Annotated in this window: 14 protein-coding genes; 9 read left to right on the forward strand and 5 right to left on the reverse strand. The window is 62.9% G+C overall.

The features are described from left to right. Positions 1–3: 3 nt before the first annotated feature. The 5 genes from IZU87_RS11935 to IZU87_RS11955 all read right to left on the reverse strand — a co-directional run bounded on the left by IZU87_RS11935 (position 4) and on the right by IZU87_RS11955 (position 4,753). Positions 4–969 (reverse strand): efflux RND transporter periplasmic adaptor subunit, encoded by a 966-nt coding sequence (locus tag IZU87_RS11935; protein WP_213114636.1) that lies wholly within the window; start codon positions 967–969, stop codon positions 4–6. Between the two features lie 105 nt (positions 970–1,074). Next, positions 1,075–1,317, reverse strand: coding sequence for a DUF1656 domain-containing protein (locus IZU87_RS11940; RefSeq protein ID WP_225346692.1), 243 nt, complete (start codon positions 1,315–1,317; stop codon positions 1,075–1,077). Positions 1,318–1,744: 427 nt separating this feature from the next. Beyond that, positions 1,745–3,040: a TRAP transporter large permease gene (locus IZU87_RS11945; protein ID WP_213114637.1), complete on the reverse strand. Its 1,296-nt coding sequence runs from the start codon at positions 3,038–3,040 to the stop codon at positions 1,745–1,747. After that, positions 3,030–3,524 carry a TRAP transporter small permease gene (locus IZU87_RS11950; protein WP_349305185.1) on the reverse strand — a complete coding sequence of 165 codons (495 nt, stop codon included), beginning with the start codon at positions 3,522–3,524 and terminating at the stop codon, positions 3,030–3,032. The genes IZU87_RS11945 and IZU87_RS11950 overlap by 11 nt, the downstream gene beginning before the upstream one ends. A gap of 239 nt (positions 3,525–3,763) precedes the next feature. Beyond that, entirely contained in the window at positions 3,764–4,753 is a 990-nt protein-coding gene (locus tag IZU87_RS11955; RefSeq protein WP_213114649.1) for a DctP family TRAP transporter solute-binding subunit, read from the reverse strand. A 738-nt stretch (positions 4,754–5,491) separates the two neighbouring features. On the opposite strand from IZU87_RS11955, the gene IZU87_RS11960 reads away from it, so the two are divergent. The 9 genes from IZU87_RS11960 to IZU87_RS12000 all read left to right on the forward strand — a co-directional run bounded on the left by IZU87_RS11960 (position 5,492) and on the right by IZU87_RS12000 (position 17,076). Continuing rightward, on the forward strand, positions 5,492–7,093 hold the full coding sequence (locus tag IZU87_RS11960) for an MFS transporter (protein ID WP_213114639.1): 1,602 nt from the start codon (positions 5,492–5,494) through the stop codon (positions 7,091–7,093). A 410-nt stretch (positions 7,094–7,503) separates the two neighbouring features. Continuing rightward, complete coding sequence (rbsD, locus tag IZU87_RS11965; protein WP_213114640.1) at positions 7,504–7,923, forward strand: D-ribose pyranase; 420 nt, start codon at positions 7,504–7,506, stop codon at positions 7,921–7,923. Positions 7,924–7,952: 29 nt separating this feature from the next. Continuing rightward, positions 7,953–9,545 (forward strand): sugar ABC transporter ATP-binding protein, encoded by a 1,593-nt coding sequence (locus IZU87_RS11970; RefSeq protein WP_249330567.1) that lies wholly within the window; start codon positions 7,953–7,955, stop codon positions 9,543–9,545. Continuing rightward, positions 9,545–10,522 carry a ribose ABC transporter permease gene (rbsC, locus tag IZU87_RS11975; protein ID WP_107334720.1) on the forward strand — a complete coding sequence of 326 codons (978 nt, stop codon included), beginning with the start codon at positions 9,545–9,547 and terminating at the stop codon, positions 10,520–10,522. Before IZU87_RS11970 ends, rbsC begins: the two co-directional genes overlap by 1 nt. Positions 10,523–10,667: 145 nt before the next feature. After that, positions 10,668–11,570: a ribose ABC transporter substrate-binding protein RbsB gene (rbsB, locus tag IZU87_RS11980; protein ID WP_213114642.1), complete on the forward strand. Its 903-nt coding sequence runs from the start codon at positions 10,668–10,670 to the stop codon at positions 11,568–11,570. A gap of 145 nt (positions 11,571–11,715) precedes the next feature. After that, positions 11,716–12,741 carry a LacI family DNA-binding transcriptional regulator gene (locus IZU87_RS11985; RefSeq protein ID WP_213114643.1) on the forward strand — a complete coding sequence of 342 codons (1,026 nt, stop codon included), beginning with the start codon at positions 11,716–11,718 and terminating at the stop codon, positions 12,739–12,741. A gap of 315 nt (positions 12,742–13,056) precedes the next feature. Next, positions 13,057–14,199, forward strand: a complete 1,143-nt coding sequence (locus tag IZU87_RS11990; RefSeq protein WP_213114644.1) for an MFS transporter — start codon at positions 13,057–13,059, stop codon at positions 14,197–14,199. 278 nt (positions 14,200–14,477) lie between these two features. Beyond that, on the forward strand, positions 14,478–15,689 hold the full coding sequence (locus IZU87_RS11995; protein WP_213114645.1) for a dicarboxylate/amino acid:cation symporter: 1,212 nt from the start codon (positions 14,478–14,480) through the stop codon (positions 15,687–15,689). Between the two features lie 346 nt (positions 15,690–16,035). Further along, positions 16,036–17,076, forward strand: a complete 1,041-nt coding sequence (locus IZU87_RS12000) for a hypothetical protein (RefSeq protein WP_213114646.1) — start codon at positions 16,036–16,038, stop codon at positions 17,074–17,076. Positions 17,077–17,305: the final 229 nt, after the last annotated feature.

Below are 17,305 nucleotides of genomic sequence, written 5' to 3' on the forward strand. Positions count from 1 at the left end.
GGATCAGTGCTTCCCGTCTGCGTCTTGGACGGCCTGATCTGTCTCGTCAGGTTCCGCCTTGGCATGACTGGTCTCATCCTTGCCATCCTCAGCAGTGATCAGCCGGACACTCGCCGTCATGCCGGCGGCAAGATTGACACCTGAGGCACGTACCGCCTCAATATCATCGAATTCCACCCGTACCGGAATGCGCTGCGCCAGACGCACCCAACTGAAGGTGGCGCTGACCTGAGGCAGCTGCTGGGCATTGGTCGCGGTATTGTCATCGGCGATGCCCTGACCGATCCCCACGACCCGCCCCTTGAAGTCTTCATTGCCGCTCATCAGCGTGATCTGGACCGGATCGCCCGGACGCACATGCTGCAGCTTGGTCTCCTGGAAGTAGGCGCTCAGGTAGAAGGAGTCTTCCTTGATCAGCGCCATCACCGCCGTGCCTGCCGTGACGTAATTGCCCTGACTGAGGTGCATGTTGAGAATGCTACCGTCGGCGGGTGCCACAAGACGCGTACGATCGAGATCCAGCTGCGCGGATTGCACCGCGGCTTCGGCCTGTTGCACGTCGGCGCGGGCGACTTCGGCTTCAAGACGCGCACTGTCGCGCTCTTCCTCACTAATGGCACGATTGGTCAAGCGACCACGACGATTGGCTTCATGCTCCTTGAGGCTCAGGGTCGCCCTGGCACTGGCGAGACTGGCCTTGGCCTTGGCGAGCGCGGCCTCATAACGCGCACGGTCGACCTGAAGGATGACGTCCCCTTCCTTGACGCGCGTGGTATCCGCCACGTTCAGCTCACGCACCCAGCCGGAGACATCCGGGCTCAACGTGATCACCTCGGCGCGCACCCGGGCGTCGCGCGTCCAGGGACTGTACATGTAGGTATTCCACAGCCACACCGCACACCAGGCTGCAGCCGCCACCAGACAGAGAGTGATGATCCATTTGACGGCTTTGTGTCGCAGGTTGCGCATGCGGTTTCCTTGGAGAATAGAGGGGCTGGGGAAAATGGGTGCCACGAAACGGGGCGCGGAAAGATCGGGATCACGAATGGCGTAACGCTGAAGGAATGACGCACGTCACGTCACGAGGGCGACCACCGCCGCCAGACAGATGACAAACAGCGAAATATCGAACCAGGCCTCGAACCAGAGCTCGTGATTGGCCAATAGACGATGCAGCAGCGTGCGAATTATACCCGCCGCCAGCAAGGCGACCAGCGCATAGACCAGCATCGGGCTGATCAGGAATTCCCCGACCACCATTTCATGCAGCGCATTGAAGCCAGGCGCAACATCATTGCCTGCAGCGATTTCCTTCATCGAGATGTCCTAATCCTGTGTTATGCGAGATCTGGCTTGCGTCATGCGAGAGCTTGGTCCCACCTGACAGAATCCCGACTGACATGCGTACAATCAGCGTTCAACGATGGTGGCAGCCTCGTGCGCATTCAAGGTCCGCGAGTGGACTGTTCCACCCTGCGGATCTTGAGGGCAGCGTCGTCGCTGAGAATATATGCAGGCTAACATTTTTTGTCGTCGCGCACCGTTGCGTCAGAAGAATCACCCCATTCCTCGCACAGCGGGCGACCAGAATCCGCTCTCCATTTGGCTGAGCGCTAATTGGAACAACCAGCCTGGACGCCAAGTATTCAGGTAGTAGCAGAGTACAAGGTGCCCCGAAACGCAAGACGGCTTACCCAGAAGGCAAGCCGTCTTGTTTTTTCCACTTCCTGCTTTCTGAGGATTACTACACCGCGTAGCCGAGCACGCGTGGCAGCCACAGGGCGAGCTCAGGGAACAACATCACCACCGCCAGCGCTGCCAGCATCGCCACCACGAAGACCATCGCCCAACCCACCGTCTTCTCCAGCCGTACCCCGGCCACGCTGCTAGTCACCATCAGATTGACCGCCACTGGCGGGGTGAACTGCCCGATCGCGATATTCATCGCCAGCAGGATACCGAACCACACCGGATGCCAGCCGAAGTGCTGCATCACCGGAATCAGCACCGGCATCAGGATCAGGTAGATGGAGACCGCATCCAGCAGCATCCCGGCGATCAGCACTGCCACCATCACCAGAATCAGCAGCGTCGTTCCGCTATCCGACAGCGTGATCAGCCATTCGGCCAGATGCCGGAAGGTACCCAGCATGGTGCCCGCCCAGGCGAATATGCCCGCCAGCGCGATGATCAGCATCACCACACCGGAGATGACGGCCGCCTCTCTGAGCAGTTCCCACACCTGGGAGAGCTTGAGTTCGAGGGTGATGAAGAGGCCGACACACAGCCCATAAGCGGCGGCCACTACCGCCGCTTCCGTGGGCGTGAAGAGGCCTGAGCGCAGTCCGCCGAGGATGATCACCGGCGCGAGCAGCGCCGGGATCGCTGCGCGGAACGCCGGACCCAGCGCGATACGCTCGACCTGAGTCGGGTCTTCCCAGCGATAGCGTCGCGAGAGGAACCAGGCCGGCAGCAGCAAGGCCACGCCCACCAGCAAGCCCGGAATCAGGCCCGCGGCAAACAGCGCACGTAGATCCACCCCGGGCACCACGATGGAATAGAGGATCAGCGCGATGGACGGCGGGATCAGGATCGCCGTGGAGGCCGAGGCCGCAATCAGCGTCGCCGAGAACGCCCTGGGGTAGCCCGCCCGAGTCATGCTGGGGATCATCACCATCGCCACCGCGGCCGCATCCGCCGGGCCGGAGCCACTCATGCCGCCCATGATCAGACATACCAGCACCGCCACCAGTGCGAGCCCCCCGTGACGCGGGCCGATCAGCGCCTGGGCAAAGCGCACCAGCCGCGCCGCCACACCGGCACGCTCGAACACCAACCCCGTCAGGATGAACAGCGGAATGGCGATCAGCGGATACTTGGCGATGCTGTTGTAGGTATTGGTCCCGAGGGTGGCCAGCATGCTGACCGGCAGCCCCGCGACGATACCCACCGCACCCGAGAGCCCCAGCGCGAAGGCCACCGGCACGCCGAGTATCAACAAGGCGGCAAAACTGGCGAGCAACCAGAGATCAGGACTCATGATCTGACTCCTTGTGCTCTGACGACGCATTCTGACCGGGCCCCTGCGAAAGACACTCGACACACTGCTGCAACTGACGCCAGGCCATCGCCAGCGCCAATATCGGCAGCCAGATCACGTACCACCAGTTGGGCAGACCCAGCCCCGGTGACAGCGAGTCCCACTGATACTCCTCCAGCGCGAAGGTCCCCCCGAACCACACCACCAGCCCCAGCACGACCAGCACCGCCAGGGTCTGCACGATCACGACCAGTCGCCAGAGCGGCAACGGCAGCACGTCTTCCAGCAATGCGATACGAATATGCGCCTGACGGCGAATCGCCACCGAGGCGCCCGCCAGAGTCAACAACACCAGCAGGAAGACCGAGAATTCCTCGGTAAAGGCAAAGGAGGCATCGGTGGCATAACGCACCACCACATTGGCCAGACTGATGATACCGATCAGTCCCAGCGCCAACGCCGCCAGCCAGGACTCCGGCCGCACGCGTGGCGGTGGCCTGTCCGTGGGGGCAGGCGCTCCATTGGCGCCGTCTTGCAGAGCTCGTTGCGACGTTTGAGGTGATGCTTGTTGAGAGGATTGTTGCGACTTTTGCGACATGACACGCGATCCACACGAACGCCGAGGCTGTCAGGCCCCGGCGTGGTTCTTCACTCAATAACGCGCATAGACCGCATTATTCCCGATGTCATCTGCTCTGTGAGCAGCGGCGATCATGGCCAGGCTCAGCGCGAGGCCTCGACCTCGGCACGTGCCGTCTCGACCAGCGCCTCACCGATCTTCGGTGTCCAGCTTTCGTAGACCGACTGGGTAGCATCCCGGAAGGCCTGCATCGCATCCTCATCCAGCTTGACGACATTCACGCCGCGCGCCTCGATGTCCGCCAGCCGCTGGGCATTACCTTCACGACTCATGGCGATCTCCCAGGCACCCGCTTCCCTGGCGGTCTCGGTCAGCAGCGTGCGCTCCTGTTCACTGAGCGACTTCCACACGCGCTGGTTGGCGGCGAAGATCAGCGGGTCCGCCATGTAGTGCCAGAGCGTCAAGTGACTCTGACCGACCTGATCGATGCGCGCGACATCGAACACCGACAGCGGGTTCTCCTGGCCATCCACCGCGCCGGTGGTCAGTGCCGGCTTGGCATCCGCCCAGCTCATCTGGGTCGGGTTGGCACCCAGCGCCGTGAAGGTGTCCTGGAACAGCGGCGAGCCCACCACACGAATCTTCAGGCCCTTCAAGTCGTCCGGCGAGGTGATCGATTTCGACGAATTGGACACCTCACGGAAGCCGTTCTCGCCCCACGCCAGCGGCTTGATGCCCTTGGACTCGATGGCGGCGAAGACCTGCTTGCCCGACTCGCCCTGGGTCAGGGCATCGATGGCGGCGTGGTCCGGCATCAGGAACGGCAGCGAGAACAGGTTGAGCTCCGGCACCTGGGGCGACCAGTTGATGGTCGAGCCCACCGCGAGATCGATCAGCCCCTGACGCATGGCCGAGAACTCCTTGGTCTGGTCCCCCGCCACCAGCTGAGCATTCGGATAAACGCGCAGGGTGAGGTCGCCACCGGAGCGCTCCTCTACCAGTTCCGCCCACTTCTCGGCCGCCTGGCCCCACGGGAAGGCATCCGACAGCACGGTGGAGACGGACAGCTCGCGCGCCTCGGCATCACTCGCCATCAGCGGTGACAGCAAAGCCAGGCCAAGCACGCCAGCCATCAAGGCGGAGCGACTCGTGGCAGTGACACGCGGGCGCGCGGTCTGGCTTTGAGAAAGGGCTGGAGAATGATCCGAAGTGCAGTGACGCAGATGACGAGGGGCGGGGCCAGCGTTGGCGTGTACAGCGGTCAGGGTCATGAATAACCTCTTGATTATGATGTTGTTGAGTGTGTCCAGAGGCAGATTCGCATCTACTTTGGTCGCTGACCATTCGACCATGCGACAGATCGGTGCTTTTTCGACGCTCACATGCTGACTCGCTGCATTACCGATTACTGTATATCTATCCACCCCACGGATTTTCCGAGACCTCTTGCGTACAAAACGCTCGACCATGTGGTGTCATCAGCGTGTGTCGCCAAGGAGTCTATCCAGCGATGCAAGAGGGCCAACCCTCGCGCAGACCCCGCCAGCAGGGAGTTTGACGATATTCCCCTTTGCATGATGCCGTGCCTTTTACATCGCCAGCGTGTCACGACTCGTGTCGGGTCATGATTTCATGAGGGACTGTATATTCATCCACCCTATTACATCCTTGAGACAAATTTCACGATATGTCGCCTTTCATCCACGCAATGGCGCGCCACGGGTCGCAGACTCCGGATTCGGTCGGTAGACTGAGCGCCGTTCCCGCAAGGATCAACCACGACTGACCAACATCACGCACGCAAGTGTCGTACCTGACATCTCGTCGGCACCGCTCCCACGGTCCCGACCCCGACCGATGAGGCCCCTTCCATGCCGCACCCCCAGCAGGAAGCCGTACCCACTCCCACCTTCGAGACCGAGCCTCTCGACACCACGCGCAAACGACTGCAGCCGACCAGCAGTCTCGGCGCAGCGGTCGTTCTGTGGTCGCTGCTGCTGGGAATGGGAATGCTGATGCTGGCCAACGGGCTGCAGGGCAGTCTGTTGGGGATTCGCGCCTCCTCGGAAGGCTTCAGCAACACCATGACGGGCATCATCATGTCTGCGTACTTCGCCGGCTTCCTGCTCGGCTCGACGCTTGCACCACGCAAGCTGCGCCGGGTCGGCCATGTGCGCACCTTCGCGGCGCTGGCCTCCATCACCTCTGTGTGCATCCTGATCCATGCGCTCTATGTGGTGCCCGAGGTGTGGATCGCGATGCGCTTCATCACCGGATTCGCCTTCGCCGGCCTCTACGTGGTGGCGGAGAGCTGGCTCAACAGCCAGGCGACCAACCAGATGCGTGGCCGTCTGCTGGCCATCTACATGGTGATCACCTATCTGGGCATGGGCGGCGGCCAGTTGCTGCTCAACGTCGCCAACCCGGATACCTATCTGCTGTTCATCCTGGTGTCGGTGATCATGTCGCTGGCGCTGGTGCCGATGCTGCTGTCCGCCTCACCGCAACCGGAAGGCGCCCAGCCGGAGGCCATGGGGCTGGTACGTCTGCTGCGCCTGGCACCGCTGGGCACCCTGGGCGGCTTTGCCACCGGTATCGCCAACGGCACCGTCTTCGGCATGGGCGCAGTGTACGCCGACCGCGCCGGCTTGCCGGTGCAGGAGGTCTCCTGGTTCATGGGCGCCTTCATTCTGGGGGCCGCCCTGCTGCAATGGCCGCTGGGCAAGCTTTCCGACAAGCTGTCGGCCAAGAAGGTGATTTTGGGCTGCAGTCTCGGGGCGATCGCGCTGTCCATCGGTGGCGTGCCGTTCAGTGGCGGTAGCATGATGACCATGGCGCTGCTGGGTGCAGGCCTCGGCGGGCTGATTCTGACTCAGTACTCGCTGTTCCTGGCTGCAGCCAACAATCTGCTGACGACGGCCCAGATCATCTCCGCCAGCGGCACGCTGGTGCTGATGCATGGTGCCGGCGCCATTCTTGGCCCGCTCACCGCGGGGCTACTGATGGAGCGCTTCGGAGCCGTCGGCTTCCTCTATACCTTGACTGCCATTCACGTGCTGATCGTGATCCTCGCCGCCAGTGTCACCAGCAAGCCGCGTCAGGAGCTTGAGGCCGAGGAAGGCGATCACCCCGGCCACTATGTGGTGGCGCCCTCCACCACCAGTCCGCTGAGCGCCGCCTGGGTCGAGGAAGCCATCACCGAGCCGGAAACCGGTCAGCTGGAATTCGACTTCGATGCCGAACCTGAGCCGGAGTTGAGCGAGGAAGAGCTCGCTACCCAGCAACAGGAAGCGGCCCCCGAAGCAGAAGGAGGCGTCGTGCAGCAGGTCGACAATGAGGAAGGCGTGATGAACGACCGCGTCACCGGTATGGAAGACGACTGGCATCTGGATGGCCACATCGATGAGCAGGCCCAGCACCTCAGCGAAGAGGAGCGCCGCGTCAGGTCGGAGCCGGAGCGCGAGAGCTACTGATCACGTCTGACGGCATGCCGAAATTGACGAGATAAAAAAGAGATAACCAAGAACACCGCCTCTCAGGGCGGTGTTCTTGGTTGGAGCGGGCGAAATAGCGGCGGGCGGAACAAGGAGAGGATAACGTTCGGGGGAACCAAGAAGGCTCAAAACGATAGAGACTCAGCGACGACGATTTCCAAGCCACTTACCCAGTGTTTGTCTCATTCTCAGCGGCTAGACCCTAATAAATAATTACCATTGCACACCCCGCACTAGACCTCAGACTACAGAAAGGTAGTCACCCTACAGCACCTACGACGTATCGCTTACCGCACCGCAAACGTTTGCGGTTCATAATTGGCGCCATTGTGAACCAGCGGATTCAGATACTGGATCGACTCATTCCTGCTTTACCCAAGGACTGCGACGTGAAACGACACGGCATCTTGAACGGACCTCTCAGTGGCCACCTCGCCCGTCTCGGCCATACCCACACCGTGGTGATCGCCGACGCAGGCCTGCCGATTCCCGAGGGCGTGCCCTGTGTCGACCTCGCGGTAGTTCCCGGCCTGCCCGCCATGCTGCCAGTACTGGACGCCCTGCTGGCCGAGCTGTGCATCGAGGCCACGACCCTGGCCGAGGAACTGCCGGTCAAGAGCCCCTCCTTCCATGACGCCATCGTCGAACGTCTGGATACACTGGATCGTCTGTCACTCACGCCGATCACTCGCCAGCAACTCGGTCATGAAGCCTTCAAGGCGGCGCTACCCGAGGCGAGCGTCATCGTGCGCACGGGCGAGTGCACACCATACGCCAACGTGATCCTGCACTGTGGGGTGCCTTTCTGATGCAGAGCCATGCACAACCGAGAGTGCTGATGGCACTCAAGGGCATCGACAAGGGCTTCTCAGGGGTCAGCGTGCTCAAAGGTGTCGATCTGACCCTGCGCGCGGGGCGCGTACATGCGCTGGCCGGTGAGAATGGCGCGGGCAAATCGACGCTGATGAAGATTCTCTCCGGCGTCTATCGCTATGACGCCGGCACGCTGTGGCTGCGTGACGAGGAAGTGGTCTTCACCACTCCACGTCAGGCGATGGACAGCCGCATCGCCATCATCCACCAGGAACTCAATCTGGTGCCGGGCCTGTCCGCCGGCGAGAACATCTTCCTCGGCCGTGAGCCACGTACCGCGCTGGGCACCGTCGACTGGAAGCGTCTTCACCGCGATGCCCGCCAGCTGCTCGACCGCCTGCGCCAATCGCTGGATTCCCGCACCGCCGTCAGCGAACTGAGCATCGGTCAGCAGCAGATGGTCGAGATCGCGCGTGCGCTGTCGCTGGACGCCGAGATCATCATCATGGACGAGCCCACCGATGCGCTGACCGACATCGAGACCGAGATTCTCGCCGAGGTCGTGGCGGAGCTGCGCGCCGAAGGCCGCTCGCTGGTCCTGATCACCCACCGCCTGAACGAGATCTTCAGCATGTGCGATGAAGTCGCCGTGCTGCGCGATGGCCAGATGATCCACCAAGGGCCGACGGCGGAGCTGGATGAGGACGGCCTGATTCGCCTGATGGTCGGTCGCGAGCTGGCAGAACGCTACCCTTACACGCCCGCCAGCCCTGATGGCGAGGTGATGCTCGAGGTGAAGGACCTCGAGGCGCCGGGCGTCAAGGGCATCAGCTTCTCTGCCCGCCGCGGAGAAGTGCTCGGCTTTGGCGGCCTGATGGGCGCCGGGCGCACCGAACTGGCCCGCGCCCTGTGCGGCGATACCCGTATCAGCGCCGGCAGCGTGCAGCTGCATGGTCAGCCGATGCGTTTCGCCTCGCCGGCCGAGGCATTGGCCTCGGGCCTGGTGTACGTGCCGGAAGACCGCAAGCAGGCGGGCCTGATTCTGGCCCATTCGGTGGCCAGCAACATGTCATTGAGCGCCCTGCCGAGTTTCTGTGGCGCGTTCGGGCGCATTCGTCATGGCGAGGAAGCCGCCGCCGTCGAAAGCTTCGTCAAAAGCATGCAGATCAAGGTCAGCAATACCGATCAGCCGGTCGATACGCTGTCCGGCGGCAACCAGCAGAAGGTGTCGCTGGCCAAGGCACTGATGCCGGCGCCGGAGCTGGTGATTCTCGATGAACCGACCCGTGGCGTGGATGTCGGCGCCAAGCGCGAGATCTACCTGCTGATCAATGAGCTAAAGCGCCAGGGCAAGTGCGTGCTGCTGATCTCCTCCGAAATGCCTGAACTGCTCGGCCTGGCCGATCGCATTCTGGTGGTCGCCGATGGGCGCATCTCCGGCGAGTTCAGCCGTGAGAACGCGACTCAGGAAGCGATCATGACCGCGGCCTCGGGCCTCGAGAGCCCGCTCAGCGGCGACAGCACTTCGAAAACCAGCACTTCATCGACAAACGCTGCATCACGCTCTACCGCACGCCCGTCTTCTCCCCCCGATTCCCGCCACGAGATGCCGAACTGATGTCTACTCCTTCTTCCTCTGCCGCCAGCGGCCGCCGCCTCGACGTCATGCGCCTGCTGGTCGACAACAAGGCGCTAATCGCGCTGGCTCTGCTGATCGCCGTAAGCGCCGGCCTGTCCGACAACTTCCTGTCGTCCGACAACCTGCTCAACGTGCTCCGCCAGACCAGCATCAATGCCATCATCGCCATGGGCGTGACCTTCGTCATCCTCACCGCGGGCATCGATCTGTCCGTTGGCGCGGTACTGGCGCTGACCGGCGCCTTTGCGGCCTCGATGACCGCCGCCGGCCTTTCCCCCTGGCTGAGCGTGCCGGGCACCATCATCGCCGGTGCCGGCCTGGGCGCCATTTCCGGTCTGTTCGTCGCCTTCGGTCGCATCCAGGCCTTCATCGTCACGCTGGTGGCAATGACGGTGTTGCGCGGTGCTACGCTCGTCTACACCGATGGCCGTCCGGTCTCCATCGGCGTCAGCGAAGCCGCCGACAGCTTCTGGAATCTGGGCGGCGGTTACTGGCTCGGCGTGCCGATCCCGATCTACATGATGTTCTTCGTCTACGTGCTGTGCTGGGGCGTGCTGCATCACACCCGCTTCGGGCGTCACGTCTATGCGGTCGGCGGTGGTGAGAAGGTCGCGCGTCTGTCCGGCATCAACGTCAATCGCATCAAGATCAGCGTCTATGCCATCGCGGGTGCCTTCGCGGCACTAGCCGGTGCCATCCTCGCCGCGCGCCTGGGCTCGGCACAACCGAATGCCGGCACCGGTTACGAGCTGGACGCCATCGCGGCAGTCGTCATCGGCGGCACTAGCCTGATGGGTGGCCGTGGGCGCATCTTCGGCACCTTGATCGGTGCGCTGGTGATCGGCGTACTCAACAATGCGCTGAACATCATGGGCGTCTCCAGCTACTACCAGATGATCGCCAAGGGCGCCGTCATACTGCTCGCGGTACTGATCGACAGCCGCGCGCAGAAATAGCCTGCGAGTACCAGGCAGCAAACAACAGTAAGCCCGTAAAACACAGCACGATTTCATTCCCGGCAGTATCGAAGACCCTCGCCCCCGTGCGCCAACCATGGGGGCCCTACAGCGGGTCGCCGACAACAACGAAAGGACCATCGCCATGAAGAAGAACGGAAAACTGCTCACCTCCACGCTGACCACCGCCATCACTGCCGCAGGCCTGAGCTTGATGCCGGTGCAATCCGCCATGGCCGACAAGATCGCGCTGGTGGTCTCGACGCTGAACAACCCATTCTTCGTCAGCCTCCAGCAGGGCGCCAAGGACAAGGCCGAGGAACTGGGCCACGAGCTGATCGTGCTGGATTCCGGTGATGACGCCGCGCGTGAGCTGTCCAACGTCGAGGACGCCCTGTCCCGCGGCGTCGATCTTCTGCTGATCAACCCGACCGATTCCGATGCCGTGGTCTCAAGCGTGCGCACCGCCAATGGCCGTGATGTGCCGGTGGTGACACTGGATCGCAGCGCCAACGGCGGTCGGGTCGCGGCGCACGTCGCCTCCGACAACGTCGCCGGGGGTGAACTGGCGGGCAATTTCATCGCCGAGAAACTCGCAGGCAAGGGTGAGATCGTGCAGCTGGAAGGTGTCGCCGGCGCCTCGGCCACGCGCGATCGCGGTGAAGGCTTCATGAAGGCCATCGACGGCCAGTCAGGCCTCAGCCTGGTGGCCACCCAGCCGGCCAACTTCAACCGCACCCAAGGGCTGAACGTGATGGAGAACCTGCTTCAGGCGCATCCGGGCGTGAATGCCGTCTTTGCCCAGAACGATGAAATGGCGCTCGGCGCACAGCGTGCCCTGCAGGCCGCCGGCAAGGACATTCTGCTGGTCGGCTTCGATGGTACCGATGAAGGCATCAAGGCCGTGCAGACCGGCAAGATGGACGCCACCGTCGCCCAGCAACCCGCACTGATCGGTAGCCTCGGCGTCGATACCGCCGACAAGCTGCTCAAGGACGAAGACATCGAGAAGACCATTTCCGTGCCGCTCAAGCTGATCACCGAATAAGCGACCGCAGGCTCGCACCCTCTTCATCGCAAGACAGGACGCCGGCCAGTGGCCGGCGTTTTTCCGTCTTTCCTTCAATGGCGTGCCTTTCTCGCCTCGCAGGGACAGTGACGCCCACTCGACTTTCACCACCAGGGACAGAGATGTGATTCGACTCAAGGATGTGGCGGCACACGCCGGAGTTTCCGTGACCACGGTGTCGCATGTCGTGAATGCCACCCGCCCGGTGGCCAGTGCGACCGAGGCCCGAGTACGCGAATCGATCGCCGCACTCGGCTATCGACCGGACAGCGTCGCCCGCGCGCTGAAATCCAACCGTAGCCACACCCTCGGGATGATCGTCACCAATGCGCACAACCCCTTCTTCGCCGAGGTGATCCGCGGCGTCGAGGACCGCTGCTACCAGGCAGGCTACAGCTTGATTCTGTGCAACAGCGACGATATCGATGCCAAGCAGCTCTGCTATCTCGAGACACTACGGGACCGACGCATCGATGGACTGGTGGTGATGACCGCCGAGAACGGTGCCGGCTTTCTCGAGGCGCTCAGCGCCCTGCCACTGCCCACGGTGATGATGGACGCCGAGCCCCAGCCTGGCTGGGACATGACGGTGGTCAATGATGATTCACGCCTGGGGGGCAGGCTCGCCATCGAACACCTGCTGGCGCAGGGGATCGAACGCATCGCCCTGCTGACCGGGCCTCGCGATCATGCCCGTTCCCGCGAGCGCCTGAGCGGAGCACTGGACGCTCTGCACGCCGCCGGCCTGGGGCTTGCCGAGGACTGGCAGATCGAGACCCAGCTGATGCTGGCCGACGGTCATCGCGCGGCCCATCTGCTGCTGGCCGATCCGGCCGACAGACCCGATGCCATCTTTGCCTTCAATGATCTGCTGGCACTGGGCTGTCTGCGCGCCGCTCGGGACCTGGGCCTTGAGGTACCCACGCAGCTCTCGATCATCGGCTACGACGATATCGAGATCAGTGCCTATCTCTCACCCGCCCTGACCACCATCCGCCAGCCGATCTACGCGCTGGGCACCACGGCCGTCGATCAGCTGATCGCGCGCCTGGAAGGCACCCCCTTTCCGGGCCAGACCCAACTGGCCCCGAGGTTGGTGGAACGCGACAGTGTCGCGCGGCCAGACCAGCGCCTTCAGGGCCAGGCTTGAGCGCAGCCACGTTTGAGCACAGTAAGTATTGAGCGCCTCCAGGATAGATCACAGATCTATACCGGTTGAGCATCAAACATATCAAACACCAACATTTCTCTTATAGGTGAACACTGCCTACCCTGCCCCTCATGTGCGTGCTGCCACGGCTGGCAGCACGCACATGAGGACACCCAGGTGACAGGCACTCCCCCTTCCAGCACTTCCCGATCGGACACAGCCCGATCAGATACTGTCCAGTCAGGCACAGCCTCGCCGACATCGACATCGGACACCGACAGCACGCCCGCCATTGGCCGTGGTCTGCTGTTGCTGATGGCGATCGCGGTCGCTGCAACTGCCGCCAATCTGTACTACAACCAGCCGCTGCTGGCAGAGATGGCCCGCTCACTGGGCGTGAGCCAGGGCATGATCGGCCTGATTCCCTCCGCGACCCAATTCGGCTACGCCGCCGCCATCCTGCTGATCTCGCCGCTGGGCGACACCATGGACAGGCGCCAGCTTATCCGCAATCTGTCCATCACCCTGGCACTGGCCTCACTGGGCATCTTCCTGGCCCCCAGCTTCTGGCCGCTGTTGCTGGCAAGCTTCGTGGCCGGGCTGGGCGCCAACATCACCCAGCAGCTGATTCCGCTGACCGCCTCGCTGTCCACCCCCGAGGCGCGCGGCAAGAACATCGCCACCCTGATGACGGGGTTGACCATCGGCATACTGCTGTCACGCACTCTGAGCGGCAGCATCGGCGAATACTGGGGCTGGCGCAGCGTCTTCCTGGTCGCGGCCATCCTCGCCGTCATCATCGGTGTGCTGCTGCATCGTCACCTGCCCAGTCGCGCGCCTGCCGTGCAGATGGCCTACCCCAGACTGATCCTCTCGATGGGCACGCTGTTCAAGCAACATGCCCTGCTGCGGGAATCCGCACTGACCGGCGCACTGTGGTTCGCGGCCTTCAATGCCATGTGGGCGACGCTGGCCATTCACGTCACCGATGCGCCGTTTGACTACAGCGTCCAGCAGGCAGGGCTGTTCGGTATCATCGGGCTGGCCGGCATCTTCGGGGCCAAGGCGGCGGGCCGTCTGGTCAATCGTGTCGGCGCAGGGCACCTGATCAGCTTCGCCCTGGTGATGGTGCTGGCGTCCTTCGCGGTGCTCGGCCTCTGGGGAAACAGCCTGGCAGGGCTGATCGTCGGCATCATCCTGCTGGACCTGAGCGTCTTCGCGGCTCAGATCCCCAACCAGGTGCGCGTATTCTCGATCGACCCCAAGGCCCAGAGCCGCATGAACGCCGTCTACATGCTGTGCTACTACCTCGGTGCGGCAGCCGGTTCCGCCATCGGCGTCAAGATGATGAGCGTGCATGGCTGGCAGGGCATGTCGCTGTTCGGGCTGGTACTGGCAGCGGTGGCACTGGTGCATCATGGTGTAAAGCAGCGTCGCTCGGCCTCTTCAACACAGTGAGACCAGGACAGTGAGACGAGAGCGCAAGCGAGGCGCGAAAGAGAGAAAACGCGAAAGTTATAAAAACGAAGCGATGAACGGCTGAGAGCCTGAGATGGCGTCTGGTCAGCACGTCGAGTCATGGGCATTCACACCCCATGCCACGGCAGCTGGCCAGGCGCCTGAAATGGTGGCGCAATTCAGGTAAACTCTGCGCGCCATTTCGGTGCGTCGCCGAGGTGGTACGCGATTCACGACCCGTTATCGGGGCAAGAACCCGTCAAACCCTCGAGATCCACATGAAGCTCATCGTCAAACTTATCCTCGGCATCATTGCCGGCCTGCTGATCGGCCTGATGGCCCCGGATGCCCTCGTACGTGCCGCGCTGACCGCCAAGGTCATCATCGGCCAGCTGATCAACTTCACCATCCCGTTGATCATCCTGTTCTACGTCATGAGCGGCATCGCGTCGCTGCCGAAGAATTCCGGCGCCATGCTGGGTCGCACCGTCGGCATGGCCTACGGGTCGACGATTCTGGCCGGCATCTTCGCCTTCCTGGTGGCCAGCAACCTGCTGCCCGGCATGCTGTCCGGCATGGCGCCGGTCACTGAAGGCCGCGATGCCCTGACTCCCTTTCTCGATCTCGAAATCCCCGCGGCACTGCCGGTGATGACGGCATTGGTGCTGGCCTTCGTCTTCGGCGTGGTCATCAGCCGCCGCGAACTGCCGACCCTGAAAAGCGCCGTCTTCGAATCGCGTGAAGTGGTCGAGGTGTTCCTCAATCGCGTCATCATCCCGCTGCTGCCACTGTTCATCGCCGGCACCTTTGCCGAGATGGCCTACGAGGGCAAGGCGCTGTCGACACTGGATACCTTCTGGAAGGTGCTGGTGCTGGCGATCGTGATGCACTGGATCTGGCTCAGCACGGCCTACCTGATCACCGGTCTGATCCAGCGTCGTTCCCCGCTGGGCCTGTTGCGCAACATGCTGCCGGCCTACCTGACGGCGCTGGGCACCATGTCGTCGGCGGCGACCATTCCGGTCAGCCTGCGTCAGACCAAGGCCAACGGCGTCAGCGATGAAGTGGCCAACTTCAGCGTGCCGCTGTGCGCCACCATCCACCTGTCAGGTTCCACCATCACCATCGTCACCTGTGCTACTGCCGTGATGATGATGAGCCCAAATCTGGCGCTGGCAAGCCTCGGCGAAGTGATTCCGTTCTTGATCATGCTGGGCCTGACCATGATCGCTGCGCCCGGGGCGCCGGGTGGTGCGGTGATGGCGGCACTTGGCGTGCTGGGCAGCATGCTCGGCTTTGGCGAGGCGGAACTCGGCCTGATGATCGCGCTATATCTGGCCCAGGACAGCTTCGGCACCGCCACCAACGTCACCGGCGATGGCGTGATCGCGCTGTGGGTCGATCACTTCGCGCGCCGCGATGGTGTGGTGGCTACGCCGGGGCCGGCTGCCGCGACCGGCGAAGCACCGGTGGCACGCTCACAGCCGTGAGCTTCCATATGTGCTGAGCCGTGAGCTGCCGCATGTGCTCAGCCGTGCGCTGAAGTGGTCTGAGCCACCTGCGCTGACAGTCGTCAAAAGCCCCTTCTCCTCTCGGAGACGGGGCTTTTTCATGCCCGCAGTCAACCTTACGATCATCTCCACGGTCTTCCTCACGGTCGTGATCGCGATCATCCCCTCGGCCACCCCACAGGACGGCGTGCCTGGCAGCGAGGTGAGACATGACGCCGCGCCGTGCCTGACACCCACAGGCCAAAGGGCTACCATTGGCGCCCACGCGCGGGCGCTGTCATTGCTGCCGTACGCCATCACCCTGTTACCGTTGCCGGAGTGCCAGATGTCCCTGCTTTCCCCTGCGCTGTCCTGTCTTACAATATCGCTACCGATATCTCGCCCGCGTCTGGCGCGCATGTTCGCCACCCTGTCGCTCACCACTGCCAGCCTGACCCTTGCCCAGCACGCCAGCGCGCTGGAGATCGGCATGCCTGCCGATGGCGGCGTCAGCGTCAGTCCCGCCGTGATGCTCGAGGCCGAGAGCACCCTCGACGACCAACTGAGCAGCCCGCTGATGCTCAAGCAGTTCTCAAGCCACGAGGCCGTGGAGCAAGGGCTGAGCGATGGCAGCCTCGACGCCGCCTACCTGACACCGCAGATGCTCAAGGCACTGGCCGATAGCGGCATGTCCCTGCGAGTGCTGGACGGCGCGGATCTCGACGATGTCAGCCTGGTCGCGCGTGACGAGCTGATCCGCTACACCGAATTGTTCGAGCCCCAAGAGCTACTGATCCGCTTCCTCAATGACACCACGCGTGCGGTGCGAGTGGTGATGCGCGATGACGATGCACGCTCGCATCTGGCGCTGAAGCAGTGGGTCGAGGTCAAGGTCGGCTCCAGCATGCAGCTGGTCAGCCCACGCTCGCTGGAAGAGCTCGAAGGCGATGAATATGTCGGGGATGCGCCTCAGGCACTGATCAACAGCCGCAAGATGCACGCCGCCTTCCTCAACGGCGATGACGCGACGCGTCTGGTGGCGCTGCATCCGCTGTCCAAGGACTGGCTGCCGCGCGCCGACATGCTCGACCTGCCGCGCATGCTGCTGGTCAGCCGCGCCGATATCGAAGATGCGAGCCTTGAGGCCGAGCTAGAGTCACTGGCCGTTGAGCACGCCCGTATGCAGCAGAGCCTGCACGGCGAAGAGCCGATGAAGCTCGCCTTCACGCTCAAGCAGGCCTGGCCGGCGGATGCCGGTGAGGCGCCGAGTCTGCCCAAGGTGGTGCATGCGCTGAACGGGCGCGCTATCCCGACCGCCGACATGCGCACCGCCCTCAAGGACTGGCTGGGCGAGCAGCAGTCAGCGGTCAGCTGGCCTGAGCTATAGCAGCAAACCCAGCAGTAGCCCCAGGTCTAGACCCGGCCGTAGGCCCAACAGTCATGCCCGCCACAGGGCAAATGACAGACACAAAAAAACCCGCCGATTGGCTAATGCCAGTCAGTTAAGCCTATTCTCCATAAGCTGATCATGAGACCTTCCTGTGCCAGGTACACTTATTATGGGAAGGTCTCATGCATTTCAGCGACGCCATTGATGCCATTGCCAAGGCGGCACC

The sequence above is a fragment of the Cobetia sp. MC34 genome (assembly GCF_018340035.1).
In the GTDB taxonomy this organism is placed as follows: Bacteria; Pseudomonadota; Gammaproteobacteria; order Pseudomonadales; family Halomonadaceae; genus Cobetia; species Cobetia amphilecti.

Coding starts and splice junctions, on each gene's coding strand:
- IZU87_RS11935 (WP_213114636.1), bottom strand. CDS start 969: ATGCGCAACCTGCGACACAAAGCCGTCAAATGGATCATCACTCTCTGT.
- IZU87_RS11940 (WP_225346692.1), bottom strand. CDS start 1,317: ATGAAGGAAATCGCTGCAGGCAATGATGTTGCGCCTGGCTTCAATGCG.
- IZU87_RS11945 (WP_213114637.1), bottom strand. CDS start 3,040: ATGAGTCCTGATCTCTGGTTGCTCGCCAGTTTTGCCGCCTTGTTGATA.
- IZU87_RS11955 (WP_213114649.1), bottom strand. CDS start 4,753: ATGGCTGGCGTGCTTGGCCTGGCTTTGCTGTCACCGCTGATGGCGAGT.
- IZU87_RS11960 (WP_213114639.1), top strand. CDS start 5,492: ATGCCGCACCCCCAGCAGGAAGCCGTACCCACTCCCACCTTCGAGACC.
- IZU87_RS11970 (WP_249330567.1), top strand. CDS start 7,953: ATGGCACTCAAGGGCATCGACAAGGGCTTCTCAGGGGTCAGCGTGCTC.
- rbsC (WP_107334720.1), top strand. CDS start 9,545: ATGTCTACTCCTTCTTCCTCTGCCGCCAGCGGCCGCCGCCTCGACGTC.
- rbsB (WP_213114642.1), top strand. CDS start 10,668: ATGAAGAAGAACGGAAAACTGCTCACCTCCACGCTGACCACCGCCATC.
- IZU87_RS11990 (WP_213114644.1), top strand. CDS start 13,057: ATGGCGATCGCGGTCGCTGCAACTGCCGCCAATCTGTACTACAACCAG.
- IZU87_RS11995 (WP_213114645.1), top strand. CDS start 14,478: ATGAAGCTCATCGTCAAACTTATCCTCGGCATCATTGCCGGCCTGCTG.
- IZU87_RS12000 (WP_213114646.1), top strand. CDS start 16,036: ATGTCCCTGCTTTCCCCTGCGCTGTCCTGTCTTACAATATCGCTACCG.